This is a genomic window from Labrenzia sp. CP4 (assembly GCF_001579905.1).
Taxonomy (GTDB): domain Bacteria; phylum Pseudomonadota; class Alphaproteobacteria; order Rhizobiales; family Stappiaceae; genus Roseibium; species Roseibium algicola.
In genome coordinates this window covers 547,205-562,225 of the sequence record NZ_CP011927.1, presented here as the reverse complement: position 1 = coordinate 562,225, position 15,021 = coordinate 547,205, and the positions used below count along the sequence as shown (strand labels likewise).

Annotated in this window: 13 protein-coding genes; 7 read left to right on the top strand and 6 right to left on the bottom strand. The window is 59.9% G+C overall.

The window, feature by feature from the left end; genetic code table 11:
* Positions 1–11: 11 nt before the first annotated feature.
* Positions 12–776 carry a glycoside hydrolase family 25 protein gene (locus ACP90_RS02730; RefSeq protein WP_228148099.1) on the bottom strand — a complete coding sequence of 255 codons (765 nt, stop codon included), beginning with the start codon at positions 774–776 and terminating at the stop codon, positions 12–14.
* A gap of 153 nt (positions 777–929) precedes the next feature.
* Here ACP90_RS02730 and ACP90_RS02725 point away from each other — a divergent pair, with 153 nt between their 5' ends.
* Both ACP90_RS02725 and xth read left to right on the top strand, forming a co-directional pair.
* Positions 930–2,123, top strand: a complete 1,194-nt coding sequence (locus ACP90_RS02725) for a cation:proton antiporter (RefSeq protein WP_062491287.1) — start codon at positions 930–932, stop codon at positions 2,121–2,123.
* A gap of 70 nt (positions 2,124–2,193) precedes the next feature.
* On the top strand, positions 2,194–3,003 hold the full coding sequence (gene xth, locus ACP90_RS02720; RefSeq protein ID WP_023002841.1) for an exodeoxyribonuclease III: 810 nt from the start codon (positions 2,194–2,196) through the stop codon (positions 3,001–3,003).
* 54 nt (positions 3,004–3,057) lie between these two features.
* Here xth and ACP90_RS02715 read toward each other — a convergent pair whose 3' ends face one another.
* Positions 3,058–4,032 carry an NADPH:quinone oxidoreductase family protein gene (locus ACP90_RS02715; protein ID WP_062486639.1) on the bottom strand — a complete coding sequence of 325 codons (975 nt, stop codon included), beginning with the start codon at positions 4,030–4,032 and terminating at the stop codon, positions 3,058–3,060.
* 164 nt (positions 4,033–4,196) lie between these two features.
* Between ACP90_RS02715 and ACP90_RS02710 the strand changes: the two genes are divergently transcribed.
* The gene (locus tag ACP90_RS02710) at positions 4,197–4,742 is read left to right on the top strand and encodes an RNA methyltransferase (protein ID WP_031270178.1); all 546 of its coding nucleotides are present in this window, start codon (positions 4,197–4,199) and stop codon (positions 4,740–4,742) included.
* Between the two features lie 61 nt (positions 4,743–4,803).
* Here the strand turns inward: ACP90_RS02710 and ACP90_RS02705 are convergent, their stop codons facing one another.
* Positions 4,804–5,376 (bottom strand): sigma-70 family RNA polymerase sigma factor, encoded by a 573-nt coding sequence (locus ACP90_RS02705; RefSeq protein WP_035907892.1) that lies wholly within the window; start codon positions 5,374–5,376, stop codon positions 4,804–4,806.
* Positions 5,377–5,629: 253 nt separating this feature from the next.
* On the opposite strand from ACP90_RS02705, the gene ACP90_RS02700 reads away from it, so the two are divergent.
* Both ACP90_RS02700 and rlmN read left to right on the top strand, forming a co-directional pair.
* Complete coding sequence (locus ACP90_RS02700; RefSeq protein ID WP_023002837.1) at positions 5,630–6,139, top strand: invasion associated locus B family protein; 510 nt, start codon at positions 5,630–5,632, stop codon at positions 6,137–6,139.
* 304 nt (positions 6,140–6,443) lie between these two features.
* A complete protein-coding gene (gene rlmN, locus ACP90_RS02695) occupies positions 6,444–7,661 on the top strand; it encodes a 23S rRNA (adenine(2503)-C(2))-methyltransferase RlmN (RefSeq protein WP_023002836.1) in 1,218 nt (405 codons plus the stop codon).
* A gap of 72 nt (positions 7,662–7,733) precedes the next feature.
* Here rlmN and ACP90_RS02690 read toward each other — a convergent pair whose 3' ends face one another.
* The 3 genes from ACP90_RS02690 to ACP90_RS02680 form a co-directional block, all read right to left on the bottom strand.
* Positions 7,734–9,875 carry a methyl-accepting chemotaxis protein gene (locus ACP90_RS02690; protein ID WP_145915709.1) on the bottom strand — a complete coding sequence of 714 codons (2,142 nt, stop codon included), beginning with the start codon at positions 9,873–9,875 and terminating at the stop codon, positions 7,734–7,736.
* Positions 9,876–10,172: 297 nt separating this feature from the next.
* Positions 10,173–12,359: a xanthine dehydrogenase family protein molybdopterin-binding subunit gene (locus tag ACP90_RS02685; RefSeq protein ID WP_062486634.1), complete on the bottom strand. Its 2,187-nt coding sequence runs from the start codon at positions 12,357–12,359 to the stop codon at positions 10,173–10,175.
* Positions 12,360–12,362: 3 nt separating this feature from the next.
* Positions 12,363–12,824, bottom strand: coding sequence for a (2Fe-2S)-binding protein (locus ACP90_RS02680; RefSeq protein ID WP_023002833.1), 462 nt, complete (start codon positions 12,822–12,824; stop codon positions 12,363–12,365).
* Positions 12,825–13,005: 181 nt separating this feature from the next.
* Between ACP90_RS02680 and ACP90_RS02675 the strand changes: the two genes are divergently transcribed.
* A complete protein-coding gene (locus ACP90_RS02675; protein WP_062486631.1) occupies positions 13,006–13,626 on the top strand; it encodes a TetR/AcrR family transcriptional regulator in 621 nt (206 codons plus the stop codon).
* A 166-nt stretch (positions 13,627–13,792) separates the two neighbouring features.
* Entirely contained in the window at positions 13,793–15,013 is a 1,221-nt protein-coding gene (locus tag ACP90_RS02670) for an argininosuccinate synthase (protein ID WP_062486628.1), read from the top strand.
* The last annotated feature ends 8 nt before the right edge of the window (positions 15,014–15,021 follow it).

Here is a 15,021-nt window from a genome sequence, read left to right as displayed (position 1 = left end):
CCTGGGAACGGTCAGCGCCTCAGCTTGCCGTTCAGCCAGTCGCGGTATTGCGACTTGGTTCCGAAGAACGCATTCCGGTCGACGTCGCCTTTGACGCCCGGCACCCGGCCCTCGGCCGTATACTGCCAGAACACCCAGTCGTCGCGCTGCTCATAGATGTTGTTCGGGAAGCTGGCGACCGAGCGCAGCCAGAATTGCTCGTTCCTGAGCGCACCGACCAGCCTGTCTCGGTGAAAATCGACCGAGGAATAGATCACCGGGCGCTTGCCGTAGTGCTTTTCCATTTCATCGAGGAAGATCTTCATGTCCCGCAGGATCTGCGGTCGTTCCGGCCGTTCCCGGCAGGTCTTGGAATGCGCATTCCATTCCATGTCGAGAACAAGCGGTAGGGCTTGCGGGTCGACGGGAACGATTTCCTTCACCCACGAAATCTGTTCTTCAACCGGACGGCAGAAATAATAGAAGTGATAGGCCCCGCGCGGCATGCCCGCCTGGCGCGCTGCCACCCAGTTCTCGACAAAGCGCGGGTCGACGTGGTCGCCGCCTTCGGTCGCCTTGATCCAGGCAAAAGCCACACCGCCCTGTTTAGCTGCCGCCCAATCGATATCGCCCTGCCACCGGGACACGTCGATGCCGTGTACCGCGTAGTCTTCTGGCGTTGGATCCGGAAAGTCGTAAGCCGCGCACGAGCTTAAAAAGATGAACCCGAAAATGGAACAAAACGATTTTACGATTGCCAGCACAGCGTCCTCGGCAGGGTTAAGAAAGGCTTTCACTCACCGCACAAAATGCGCGGGATTTCCTAACGGAGCGTAGACGAAATCACGATTTCTCCGCATAAACACGTATCTGTTATCGTGCGGGCAATCGAATAGGGCGGGATTGCGGCGGATCAAAGACGTCTGGTCTCTTTCCCTCAATGTATGAGCATGGAAATCGCGACCACCCTGATCGCCATTGGCGCCCTGCTGCTGCTCGGCATGCTGGCCGACGAAATCGGCCACAGGACGCAGATGCCCCGCGTGACGCTGCTGATCCTGTGCGGACTGGCAGCGGGCCCCGCCTTTCTGGATCTTCTGCCTGAAAACCTGACCCAGCTTTATGAAACCCTCGCCGTTCTGGCCCTGTCGATGGTCGCCTTCGTTCTGGGCGGCAAACTCTCCAGGGTCCATCTGCAGAACAGCGGCAAGGCCGTAACGGTCGTTTCGGCTTCAGCGGTCGTGTCAACAGCGATCGTCGTCTTTGCAGGTCTCGCCCTGCTCGGCTTTCCGCTGGAACTGGCACTGATTCTGGCAGCCCTGGCCACCGCCACCGACCCGGCAGCCACCAGCGATGTCATCCGCCAGTACCGCGCCAAGGGGCCCTTCACAACCATCCTGTCCGGCATCGTTGCGCTGGACGATATATGGGGCATTCTGGTCTTTGCGTTCTGTCTCATGGGAGCACAGGCGCTCATGGGCGGCGATGGTTCGGGCGCCCTTCTGCATGCGGTTTGGGAAATTGCCGGATCGCTCCTGCTTGGCGCGATTGTCGGCCTCCCGGCAGGCTACCTGTCAGGCCGCCTCCAACCCGGCGACCCGACCCTTGCCGAGGCGCTTGGCATCGTGTTCCTGACAGCGGGTCTGGCCATCTGGCTCGACCTCTCGTTCCTGCTTGCCGGCATTGCCTGCGGGGCCATGGTGGTCAACACCGGGCGTCACCATACCCGGCCGTTCTATGAAATCGAACATATCGAATGGCCGTTCATGATCTTCTTTTTCGTGCTGGCCGGTGCAGCGCTGCAGCCGGACCTGCTTTTGCAGCTTGGTCTCCTTGGCGCGGCATATGTTCTGCTGCGGCTCGCCGGGCGTCTGGCAGGAGGCTGGCTGGGCGGCAAGCTCAGCGGCGGGGCCGGAACCGACCGAAGCTATCTCTTCGGCCTCTCGCTTCTGCCCCAGGCGGGCGTCGCGCTTGGCATGGCCCTGGTTGCTGCCGAAGTGCTGCCGCAGTTCCGGGACGAAATTCTGACCGTCGCCATCGGATCAACCATCGTTTTCGAACTGCTCGGCCCCGCGGCCACTCAGCTCGCCCTGAGACGGGTCGGCGAAACCGGCAAGGCCGGGGAAGACGATCCCGAGATCTGAATTCGTTTGCACTCGGTGGCCGAATCCGTATGACTTGGCTATTCCCGCAACAAGCCTTGGCAAATTTCCCATGACAGACCGGATCAAACTCGTCACCTGGAACATCAATTCCGTGCGCCTGCGCATGCCGATTGTGGAACAGTTGATCGAGGAAGTCGCACCGGACGTGATCTGCCTGCAGGAAACCAAGTGCCCGGACGCCAATTTCCCGGAAAACGCCTTCCGCAAGGCGGGATACGAACACATGGCCATCCACGGCCAGAAGGGCTACCACGGCGTCGCAACGCTTTCCAAGCTGCCGCTGAGCAACATCGAGAAACGCGACTTCTGCCAGGTGGGTGACAGCCGTCACGTGGCGGCGGACGTGCCGTTCAATGGCTCCAGCATCCGGCTGCACAATTTCTATGTGCCGGCAGGTGGCGACGAGCCGGATCGCACCATCAACCCGAAATTCGGCCACAAGCTCGACTTCATGGCAGAGATGCTGGGATGGCTGAAAGGCGAGGAAACCTCGAAACCCGCCATTCTGGTCGGCGACCTCAACGTCGCGCCTTACGAGCACGACGTCTGGTCCCACAAGAAGCTCCTGAAGGTGGTCTCACATACCCCGGTCGAAACGGAACTGTTCGAGCAGGTCCGCGAGGCAGGCGGCTGGCTGGACGCCATGCGCCAGTTCACCCCGCTGGACGAAAAGCTCTACACCTGGTGGAGCTACCGCGCCAAGGACTGGTCTGCCGCCGACAAGGGCCGCCGTCTTGACCACGTCTGGGTGTCTCAGCCGCTCGCCCCGTATGTGAAGGGCACCACGGTCCTGCGCGACGCACGCGGCTGGGAAAAGCCGTCCGACCACGCGCCGGTGATCGCCGAATTCGCGATCTGAGGTCAATTCGAACAAGCGGCCCGGAAGGCCGCGCCGCGCATACTTCCGCAGCACTCAAGGCGTCACGATCACCTTGCCCTGCACCCGGCGCGCAGCGATTTCCTCAAGCGCGGTTGCCGTTTCTGCCAAATTGTAAACGCCGTGGATGTGCGGCTTCAGCTTGCCTTCAGACACCCAGGACAAAAGTTCCTTCATGTTGCGGCGATGGCCTTCCGGATCCCGGTCGAGTGCGGCACCCCAGAAGACACCGCGAATGTCGCAACCTTTCAGCATCACGATATTGAGCGGAATTTTCGGAATGTCACCCGCGGCAAACCCGATCACCAGGAACCGCCCCTCCCAGGCCGTTGCCCGGATGGCCTGTTCCGACAGCTCTCCGCCAACCGGGTCGTAGACGACATCCACACCCTTTCCACCGGTCAGCTCCTTCAGGGTTTCCTTGAGCGGGTCAACCGAATAATCGACCGTCATGTCAGCGCCGAGCGAGCGGGCAAAAGCGAGCTTTTCCTCAGATGAGGCGCAGGCAATCACCTTTGCTCCCATGATCGCGGCAATTTCCACTGCAGCCTGGCCGACGCCGCCCGATGCGCCCAGAACGGCAACAGTCTCGCCAGGCTTCAACCCGGCCCGGTCGCGATAGGCATGCAGCGTGGTGCCATAGGTCACGGTCAAACCTGCCGCGACTTCAAAGGAAATATCGTCCGGCAGCGAGACGAGATCGCCAGCTGCGACCACCACTTTTTCCCGCGCCGCGCCCCAGCGCATATAGCCCATGACCCTGTCACCGGGCGAAACCCCCTCGACGCCGGAGCCCACCTGGTCGACCACACCAGCGAATTCGGCACTCGGCGAAAACGGCATTTCCGGCTTGTACTGGTACTTGCCCCTGATGATCAGCGTATCGAAGAAATTGAGCGCACAGGCCTTCACCCGCACCACGACCTCCCCCGGCCCGGCAACCGGATCGGCAATCTCCTCGACAACCAGGCTGGAAGGCGGACCGAAGGTTTTGCAGAGACAGGCTTTCACGGCATCCTCATGACATTCTACGGGTAAAGCGCCGCTCGCGCTGCGCCGGGTGAGACGTTAGCAAGCCCTGTTCGAGGCGGGAATTGGCTTTCCGGATAAGCTGAAAACTTTCGAACATGGCGAAAGTCGGCTATGAGGCTGCCAAATCGAAAACGGACAAACTGATGCGCGGATATTTTGCAATCGGGGCCGAAGGCCTCTCGAAACGGATGAACCTGGGCACCTTGATGCGCTCTGCCCATGCCTTCGGCGCCAACTTCTTCTTCACGGTGGATGCCGACCAGAAGCTGCGCAAGGCGCCCCCCTCCGACACCTCCAAGAGCCCCGGCCACCTGCCTGTCTTCACCTGGGACAGCGTAGATACGATGGACCTGCCCAGAGGCTGCCAGCTTGTGGGCATCGAGCTCACGGACGAATCGATCGAGCTGCCGAGCTTCGGACATCCCCTTCAGGCGGCCTACGTTCTTGGTCCTGAAAGAGGCTCGCTTTCACCGCAGATGCTGGCGCGCTGCGACCACGTGGTGAAGATCCCGACTAAGTTCTGCATCAATGTGGCGATGGCCGGCGCGATCGTCATGTACGACCGTCACAGGGCGCTGGGTCGCTACGCGGACCGCTCCACCACGGCCGGCGCTCCCAGGATCGAACGTCCGAAACATGTCAGCGGCGGTCCCGTGATGCGCACGGGACGGAAAGTGCCGGGAACCTGAATGAGTTGTGCCTGAACTTCAGGCCGCCAGAATTTTGGGCGTCTCTTGCCCGGGGCCCCAATTAGTCCACATCCACGGACGTGTCGGTTTCCAGAAGCTGGCGCAAACGTCCGAAAGCAAGCCGGATACGGGATTTGACCGTGCCAAGCGGCAAGCCCGTGTGTTCGGCGATCTCGCTGTGCGACTGTCCTGCGAAAAAAGCCAGCCGAACCACATTCCGCTGCTCTTCAGGCAACTGCGACAAAGCAGCACGCACGCGTTTTTCCCGCAACTTCGCATCCATCTCTTCGGCAATGTCCGGCAGCGGCGTCGGGTGCAGGGACGGATCTTCGGGATCGAGCGCGGCAGACTTCTGGCGGCGGATCCTGTCGATACGCCGGTTCCGGGCAACCCGGAACAGCCAGGTGCTGGCATTGGATTTTTTCGGATCGAACAGATCGGCCTTGCGCCACAGCGTCATCATGACGTCCTGGGCGACTTCTTCGGCAAGGGCCTCATCGGCGCCCTGCTTCATCAGGTAGCCCTTCAGGCGCGGCGCAAAGTGATCGAACAGCTCGATGAAAGCCGCCTTGTCCCGGTCTTCCGCCACTTTGACAATGAGATCGGAAAAATACTGCACCTGCGTCAAAGACAATCAATCCCCCTGCCGATCCATCTTCTTTATCAGGTTCGGCATAATTCGAAAGGGGGGTCAAGCAGGTCTGCCACACTGTTGCCGCGTTTAACCGCAAAGCGATTAGGTTGGTGCACGCACCGAAAAACAGAAAATACAATTGTCGGGCTTCAACCCTTTCGTAACCCGCTTTAAGTTATCATTAAAGCAAGGTTTATATGTCAGACGGCAGTTGAACTAAATTTGACGGAAACTCAAATCCAACGGTGTGGAGATGATGAAAGCAAAATCGCTGGTTCTGGCCATAGCAGGTCTTGCCGTTTCGAGTGCAGCGGCTTTCGCACAAACCCCGACACTTCTGAAGCAGCACAAGGACTGGGCGGCCTATGCGCTGACCAGTGGCGGCGGCAAGGTTTGCTACGCGCTTACCAAACCGACGACGTTGCTTCCGGGAGATCGAAATCACGGGGACGTATTCTTTTTCGTGACCACCCGCCCGGCAGAAGGCGTCTCGTCCGAGCCGAGCCTGCTGGTCGGTTATCCTTTCAAGGACAAATCCTCGGTCAGCGTAGACATTGACGGCAAGGGCTTCACGCTCTTCACCAACAATGACGGTGCCTGGGTCGAAAATGCTGCAACCGAAGCGCAACTCGTTTCTGCCATGAGGGCAGGCCGGGAAATGACGGTGACCGGCGAATCCAGCCGTGGCACCCGCACCACCTACAAGTTCTCGCTGTCCGGCGTCACAGCCGCGATCGACGACTCCAACGCTGCCTGCCGCTAACGCGTTCAGGCAGCAGCTTCTCCGGCTTTCCCCTGCATCCGCAGGGCGAAAAGCCGAAGTCGGCCGGTGGTTTCCTTTCAGTCTCGACGTCACCCTGGACGGGCCAAACGGCCTATCCGGGTCGTTGTCGTTGCGTAAAAACAGCTCTGCATAGCTCCCCTGCACGTCAGCAAACTTGATTTTCGGCGCTTTTTGTGGTTTTGGGAGCGCTTGAAATCAGACCTGCAAGTCAGGTGCCCGGCGACCGCGTAGTCTTGCTCCAAGACGCCTGAAGACCCTGCCGGAAGAGATTACGGATCACGACATGGCAATTACGCTCGACATCGCGCGGGACAATCCGAACGCGCACACCGTTTCAGCCGAAGCCGTCCTGCCCGGCGAAGACAAGCCGACGCTGATCGGCCTGTCGCGCGAGGAACTGGGTGAAGCGCTCGGCACCATCGGTGTGCCGCAGAAGCAATGGCGCATGCGTGCCTCCCAGCTCTGGCATTGGCTTTATGTGCGCGGCGTGTCCGACTTTGCGCAGATGACGAATATCGCCAAGGACCTGCGTCAGAAGCTGGACGAAGCCTTCACGATCGCCCGTCCGGAAATTGTGTCCGAGCAGATCTCCGTCGACGGTACCCGCAAGTGGCTGTTCCGCTTTCCCGCGCGCGGCGCCGGCCGCCCGGTCGAGGTTGAAACCGTCTATATTCCTGAAGAAGGCCGCGGCACGCTCTGCGTTTCTTCCCAGGTCGGCTGCACCCTCACCTGCACTTTCTGCCACACAGGCACCCAGAAGATGGTCCGCAATCTGACGGCCGAAGAAATTCTGTCGCAGATCCTGATTGCGCGCGACCGGCTGGGCGATTTCCCGCATGCGGACACCCCGCAGGGCGCCATCGTGCCGTCCGAAGGCCGTCTGGTGACCAACATCGTCATGATGGGCATGGGTGAGCCCCTCTACAATTTCGACAACGTCAAGAAGGCGCTTCTGATCGCGTCCGATGGTGACGGCCTGTCGCTCTCCAAACGCCGCATCACCCTGTCTACCTCCGGTGTCGTGCCGGAAATCTTCCGCACCGGTGAAGAAATCGGCTGCATGCTGGCCATTTCGCTGCACGCGGTGCGTGACGAGCTGCGCGACGTGCTGGTGCCGATCAACAAGAAATGGAACATCAAGGAACTGCTGGACGCTTGCCGGCAGTATCCGGGCCTGTCCAACGCCAAGCGCATCACCTTCGAATATGTGATGCTGAAGGGCGTCAACGACAGCAATCAGGATGCACTTGAACTGGTCCGCCTGCTGAAGGGCATTCCAGCCAAGATCAACCTGATTCCCTTCAACCCGTGGCCGGGTACCGATTACGAATGCTCGGACTGGGAGCGCATCGAGGAATTTGCCGACATCGTCAACCGCGCCGGCTATGCCTCACCCATCCGCACACCACGCGGCCGCGACATCTTCGCCGCCTGCGGACAGCTGAAATCCGCGTCCGAGCGCATGCGAAAGAAGGACCGTGAGGCCCTGGCAGCCTCCTGAGCCAACATCATCTGTTGAACGAAAAACGGCGGCTCCCTGGAGCCGCCGTTCCTGTTTTCAGATCCTGATCCGTCAGGCTGCAGCGACTTCGCGCAGGAAGTCGTTTACGGCCGTATTCAGCGAACGCAGTTTCTCGGAGGCGACCTGCGTCGCCTGATCCACCGACTGCGCCGAATTGGCCGTCGTTTCCACGGCAGTGCTGACATTCGACATGTTGTCGCTGGCCGCGCGTGTGCCCGAGGAAGCTTCCGAAGCACTGCGGCTGATCTCGCCGGTGGCCGCATCCTGTTCCTGAACGGCAGCGGCAATCGAGGTGGTGTTCTCGTTCGCCCGAACCATGATGGAAGCGATGCCTTCAATCGCGGTCACTGCCTGCTCGGTGGCAGACTGGATTTCCGCGATCTGGTTGGAAATTTCCTCGGTCGCCCTGGAGGTCTGGGTGGCCAGCTCCTTCACTTCGGCAGCAACCACTGCAAAGCCCTTGCCGGCTTCACCGGCCCGAGCCGCTTCGATCGTTGCATTGAGCGCCAGAAGGTTGGTCTGCTCAGCGATTGCCTGGATAAGGCCGATCACTTCGCCGATCCTGGCAGAACCCGACGACAGCATTTCCATTTTCTGGGTGCTTGCCTGGGTCTGGCTGGTCGCATCGGCAATCACCCGCGTGGTTTCCTCCACACGTTGACCGATTTCCGAGATCGACGACGACAGCTCCTCAGTGGCGGCCGCAACAAGCTGTACGTTGCCCGATGCCTGGGTTGTTGCCGCAGCAGCGCTGCTCACCTCTTCAGAAGCCCCTGAGGCCGTTTCCATCATGGAACTTGCATTGGCTTGCATTTCAGACATGGCAGCGTCAACGGAACCGAGCATTTCGGATGACTGCGTGCGGAAGCCCTCGATCAACGCCTCGATCCGGAGCTGACGGTCCGTACGAGCCTGTTCTTCAATCTTTCGTGCTTCTTCCAGACGCGCCTGCTCGGCGACGCCATCTCTGAAGCCTGCAATGGCGGCCGCGATTTCTCCAACCTCATCCTTTCGGTCTGCTTCCGCAAAGACGACGGATACATCACCACCGGCGAGGCGAGCCGCATTGGCGACAAGGCTTTTGATCGGGGCAACGATCGAGCGTGCAGCCAGCCAGCCGATTGCCATCATGATGCCGAAAATCCCGAGGCAAATCAGTGCGATCTGATTGCGCAGCGCCCGCACCGGCGCGAGAATTTCATCGCGTGCCTCGACCGTGACAACCGCGAGATTGGCTCCAAAAAACGTCAGAGGCACTGCAGCGGCCAGATAGTCCGTGTCGCGGAACCCTTCCAGGTTTCCGGAAGCCGGCTTGCCGCCAAGGGCTTGATCCACCAGAGACGAATCGAGGCTTGCAGTCAGGATATCGTTCTGTCCGGGTGTCTTGGAAGAATCGTTCCGGAACAGCTTGTCTGCACCGACAAGGATGGCCTCCCCTGTTTCTCCGAGACCCGCCGCGCTGCTCATCACGCTGTTGATGTTGTCGATGGGCATCTGGAAGGCCAGCACGCCAACACGCTTGCCGCCTTCAAAAACCGGTGTCGCAATGAAGCTTGCCGGTGCATCCGCGCTCGGAGCATATGGTTTGAAATCGAAGAAGCGAACTTCGTCCCGTCCACCGTTCAACGCCGCCCGGAAGGCATTGCCCAGATCCGTATCCTTGTATTTGCCGGTGGTCAGGTTGGTTGCGTAGTCGAGTTCCTTGAACACCGTGTAGACAAGCGAGCCGTCCTCCGCGAACAGGAAGATGTCGTAGTAACCGCGGGTCTTCAGCATCTTGCTGAACCACGGATGATACTGTTCATGCGCCTCGTCGTAGGCGGTGTCGCCAGCGCGCATCAGCGCGTCTTTCTGGCCCGTCGGATGCGGATTGTCGTGAATGTAGGCTTTCTGCAGGCTCGCCGTGGCATCGCCCTCCTGGCTTGCCCACCCTTCCTTGAAATCCGCCAGTGCGGATTTCACGAACGGACTTGCGGCGGTGACCTGCAGATCCTGCACGATGGAGTCCAGATAGTGCGAAAGATCTCCGGCGCGCGCACTTGCAAGAGCCGAAAGCCGCTCTTCCGCCTGCTCTTCCAGATCCGTTGAACTGACCCAATAGGCAAGGGTGCCTACAAACAGCGCGGCCACAACCGAACAACCGGAGATGATGGCCGGCAGACGAAAACTGAGTTTTGAGATTCGGGTTCCCAAGGCACCCTCCCGAAGTAGAATTATTATGAGAAGGCTAGATCTCAGCAATTTAATGTTGGTTAATATTGATAAAATTAGAAAAATAGAGAAGTTGAAAACAATAATAATGTAACTAACGGTAGAAAATAAGATTAATTCCTACATCAATGCTTATACCTGAGGATTCATCTTGAAATAATACCACCATAGATAGATCGCACATTTGCCTCTAATCCGGCGCTTGGCACCTCCGGCAAATGTTACGCTCTCATGAAAAAGGCCGCCCGCAGGCGGCCTTTTTGTATTCTTTGGCGAGGCTCAGACGAGACCGGACTTTGCCAGCGGCAGGCTGGTTGACCACTCGCCCTTGGCAGCGGCAATCGCGTTGGCGACAGCCGGGCCGATTGGCGGAGTACCGGGTTCACCGATACCGGTCGGTGCTTCGTTCGAAGGAACGATATGCACCTCGATTTCCGGCATGTCGGACATCCGGATCGGCTCGTAGGTGTCGAAGTTGGTTTCCTCGACAACACCGTCGGCGAGCGTCACCTGGTTCCGCAGGATCGCACCAAGGCCGTAGCCGATGCCGCCTTCGACCTGTGCCCGGATATTGTCCGGGTTGATCGGCGTGCCGCAGTCGACCGCTGCCGTCACCTTTTCCACCTTCACAGTGCCGTCGTCGCGGAAGGAGATTTCCGCCACTTCCGCCACAAAGGAACCGAAGGACTTGTGCACGGCGACACCGCGGTGGCGCCCTTCAGGCAAGGGCGTGTCCCAGCCCGCCTTTTCAGCCGCCAGCTTCAACACGCCCACCTTGCGCGGATCGTCCTTGATCATCTCGAGGCGATAGGCAACCGGATCCTTGCCGGCTTCCTTGGCCAGACGATCGATCATGGTTTCCATGACGTAGGCCGTGTGGGTGTGACCGACCGAACGCCACCACAGAACCGGGACCTTCGTTTCCTGGAAGGACTGGTCCATGTTCATCAGCGGAAACGCATAAGTGGTGTCATGCGCGCCTTCGGTCATGTTGTGGTCGACACCGTCCTTCATCAGCATGGCTTCGAAAGGCGTGCCCTTGACGATGGACTTGGCGGCGATGTTGTACTTGAACGCCGTCACGTTGCCCTGGTCATCAAGCCCGACCCGCAGCCGGTGAGCCGACATCGGACGGTAGTATCCACCGGCCATGTCATCCTCACGGGTCCAGACGATCTTCACCGGAGCCGGCGCCATGCCGGCGGCCTGCATCGCCTTGGCCAGCGTGGTAATTTCCACGACCGGATGCGCATCGGCCTGGGCGCGGCGCCCGAAGGACCCGCCTGCCCACAAGGTGTTGATCTTGACGTTCTCGAACGGAATGCCGAGTACGGTGGCCGCCACGTTGTGATCGATGGTCGGGATCTGGGAAGCGAACCAGAATTCCGCGGTTTCACCGTCGAACATCATGGCGATGTCCAGCGGTTCCATGGCGCCATGGGCCAGGAACGGGAAGTCATAGTCGGCTTCGATGACCTTGGCCGAAGCTTCCAGCGCCGCGTCGACATCACCGTCTTCGCGAACCTTCACACCCGGCTTGGTGGTCATGTCCTTCAGTTCGGCGATCATCGCATCGCTGGACCGTGTTTCCGCCTCGGCATCGTCCCACTCGATCTCAAGCAGGGAACGCCCCTTGATTGCCGGCCAGGTGGACTTGGCGATCACCGCTACCCCGTTCGGGATCTGCAGCACGTTGACGACGCCCGGCACCTTCTTGGCTTCGGTGGCGTCAAACGACTTCACCTTGCCGCCAAAACGGGGAGAGCGGGCAACAACGGCAACCAGCAGGTCATCACGCTGGAAGTCCATCGTGTAGGTCCTGGGCGCGCCGACGGTCTTGTTTTTGACGTCGAGACGCGGGAAGGACTTGCCGATGTAGACCCACTGGTCCGGTGTCTTCAGTGTCGGCTCTGCCGGAACGTCCTCGTTGGCGGCAAGACCGGCAAGCTCACCCAGGGTCGCGGACTTGTCCGCATCATGAGAGACCACGCCGCCCGACACGGTGATTTCACCCGCTGGCACACCCCATTCCTTTGCCGCGGCGGCAATGATCATCGCCTTTGCCGCGGCACCGGCCTGACGGTACTGCATGAACGAGTTCGCCATTGCCGTGGACCCGCCGGTGCCCTGCACGCCGAACAGCGAGTTGGCATAGACCTGCGGATTGGACGGTGCGAATTCGACAGTGACCTGCTCCCAGGAAGCGTCGAGCTCGTCGGCGACCAGACTGCACAGACCACTGGCCGTGCCCTGCCCCATGTCGAAGTGCTTGGACAGCACCACCACCGTGTTGTCCGGACGGATGTGAACGAACGGCTGGATGAACTCGCCTTCGGCGGCCGAGGCAGTCGAACGCGGCAGGTTCATGGCAAGCACCAGGCCACCAACGGTGCCGGCGGACATCTTCAGGAAGGTACGCCGTGTCGGCATTGCGGCTGCCAGCGGTTGTTTCAGGAGATGCAGCATGGCTCAGGCCTCCATCTTGTCTGAAGCAAGGTGGATAGCCTTGCGGATCCGGGCATAGGTGGCGCAGCGGCAGACATTGCCGTCCATGGCTGCGTCGATGTCCTCGTCGGTCGGCTTGGGCGTTTCGGCAAGCAAGGCAGTTGCGGCCATGATCTGGCCTGACTGGCAATACCCGCATTGCGGCACGTCCAGCTCGTTCCAGGCGGCCTGGACAGCAGCAGCCGCCTTGCCGTCGATACCTTCGATCGTTGTGATTTCAGCGCCTTCAAGGTCGCCGACGAACGTCTGGCAGGACCGGACCGGAATACCGTCCATGTGAACCGTGCAGGCACCGCAGGAAGCGATGCCGCAACCGAACTTTGTCCCCGTCATTCCCAGCTCGTCGCGCAGAGCCCACAGCAGGGGGCTCTCGGGATCCGCGTCGAGCGTACGCGTTTCCCCGTTGATTTTTAATGTCACTGACATGAGGAGGCGTCTCCTTTGGCTGGCCAATTCTGGCTAAAGGATGTAAACTACACCGTGCAGTTTAGTTCGTAACTGCACATCTGTAAACGCCAGAGTTTACATAGGGCGCGATTTTTGGGATTAAAGAGGCGGGGGTCCTGTCGTCTGACAGATAATGCAACGGGGTATATATGAGTAAGTAATGTCCGTATCGGATCAGAAAAAGAAGCAGATCGTCGAGGCTGCAATCGCGGAGTTTCAGGAAAAGGGTTATGCCGGAGCCAGCATGGACCGGATTTCCGAGCGAGCCCAGGTTTCCAAGCGCACGGTCTACAATCACTTTGAAAGCAAGGACGTGCTTTTCAAGGAGATCAACCAGTGCCTTGCCGATCAGATCAACTCGGCGCTTGAAGTCGCTTACGACCCGGCGGCGCCCATTCGCGATGCCCTTGTGCGTCTCGGCTGGGCCGAAGGCGAGCTCATGATCAACCCTTGCTTCATGAGCCTGGCCCGCATGGTCATGAGCGAAACGATCCGAGACCCGGCCCTTGCAGCCGATATGGACAGCCGCATGACCAAGATCTCCGTCTTTACCGAGTTCATGGATCGCGCCACGCGCGAAGGCAAGCTCACGGCCGACGACCCATCCCTGGCGGCCACGCAATTTCTCGGCCTGATCAAGGCCCGATCTTTCTACCCGAACATCCACAGCGGCCGCGTGACGACCCGCCCCGAGATGGAACGGATCATCGAGGAAAGCGTCGACATGTTCCTGGCCCGATACGGCGCCAAGGCAACCGCGCAAACAGTGGCGGCGCAGTAACGGGCACCCGCCAAAATTTCCCGACATGGCAGATCGTCCCGTGTAGAGCGAAACGCGACGAAATGAGTGCATCGCGGGGCTTGCGCCATGCATAGAACCGGCTAAATTGCCGCAAATTTTCATCGGCGGGAAACCGCCAGGAACATCGAACTGGATTTTTCCCAAAATGGCGCAAGGTGACATCAAAAAAGTCGTGCTGGCCTATTCCGGCGGCCTCGACACCTCCATCATCCTGAAATGGTTGCAGACCGAACTGGGCTGCGAAGTGGTGACCTTCACCGCCGATCTCGGCCAGGGCGAGGAACTGGAGCCGGCGCGCAAGAAAGCCGAAATGCTCGGCATCAAGGAAATCTACATCGACGACCTGCGCGAGGAATTCATTCGCGACTTCGTCTTCCCGATGTTCCGCGCCAACGCTGTCTATGAAGGCGTCTACCTGCTGGGCACTTCCATCGCCCGGCCGCTGATTTCCAAGCGCCTGATCGAGATTGCCGAGGAAACCGGCGCCGACGCGATTGCCCATGGCGCAACCGGCAAGGGCAACGACCAGGTGCGTTTCGAACTGTCCGCCTATGCCCTCAACCCGGACATCAAGGTGATCGCGCCGTGGCGCGACTGGACCTTCAAGTCCCGGACCGACCTTCTGGAATTCGCCGAACAGCACCAGATCCCGGTTCCGAAAGACAAGCGCGGCGAAGCTCCGTTCTCCGTCGACGCCAACATGCTGCACTCCTCATCGGAAGGCAAAGTGCTGGAAGACCCGGCCGAGGAAGCACCGAACTACGTGTTCCAGCGCACGGTTGACCCGACCGAGGCACCGGACGAAGTCACCTATATCGAAATCGGCTTCGAAAAGGGCGACGCCGTCTCCCTCAATGGCGAGAAGATGTCGCCGGCAACGCTCTTTGCCAAACTCAACGACTATGGCCGCGACAACGGCATCGGCCGTCTCGACATGGTCGAGAACCGCTTCGTCGGCATGAAGAGCCGCGGCATCTACGAAACGCCGGGCGGCACCATCCTCCTGACGGCGCACCGCGCCATGGAATCCATCACGCTCGACCGCGGTGCCTCGCACCTGAAGGACGAACTGATGCCGCGTTACGCCGAGCTGATCTACAACGGGTTCTGGTTCTCGCCGGAGCGCGAAATGTTGCAGGCGCTCATCGACAAGAGCCAGGAGCATGTCACCGGCTCCGTCAAGCTGAAGCTCTACAAGGGCAACGTCATCCTCGTCGGCCGGTCCTCGCCCTATTCGCTCTATTCCGAAGAGCTGGTCACCTTCGAGGACGACCAGGGTGCTTACGACCAGAAGGACGCCGCCGGCTTCATCAAGCTGAATGCCCTGCGCCTGCGCACCCTCGCCAAGCGCGACCGGATCGGCTGAGATCTCTG

Excerpts from the sequence above, each read along its gene's own strand:
- ACP90_RS02725 (WP_062491287.1), top strand. The coding sequence starts at position 930 with ATGGAAATCGCGACCACCCTGATCGCCATTGGCGCCCTGCTGCTGCTC.
- xth (WP_023002841.1), top strand. The coding sequence starts at position 2,194 with ATGACAGACCGGATCAAACTCGTCACCTGGAACATCAATTCCGTGCGC.
- ACP90_RS02710 (WP_031270178.1), top strand. The coding sequence starts at position 4,197 with ATGCGCGGATATTTTGCAATCGGGGCCGAAGGCCTCTCGAAACGGATG.
- ACP90_RS02700 (WP_023002837.1), top strand. The coding sequence starts at position 5,630 with ATGATGAAAGCAAAATCGCTGGTTCTGGCCATAGCAGGTCTTGCCGTT.
- rlmN (WP_023002836.1), top strand. The coding sequence starts at position 6,444 with ATGGCAATTACGCTCGACATCGCGCGGGACAATCCGAACGCGCACACC.
- ACP90_RS02685 (WP_062486634.1), bottom strand. The coding sequence starts at position 12,359 with ATGCTGCATCTCCTGAAACAACCGCTGGCAGCCGCAATGCCGACACGG.
- ACP90_RS02680 (WP_023002833.1), bottom strand. The coding sequence starts at position 12,824 with ATGTCAGTGACATTAAAAATCAACGGGGAAACGCGTACGCTCGACGCG.
- ACP90_RS02675 (WP_062486631.1), top strand. The coding sequence starts at position 13,006 with ATGTCCGTATCGGATCAGAAAAAGAAGCAGATCGTCGAGGCTGCAATC.
- ACP90_RS02670 (WP_062486628.1), top strand. The coding sequence starts at position 13,793 with ATGGCGCAAGGTGACATCAAAAAAGTCGTGCTGGCCTATTCCGGCGGC.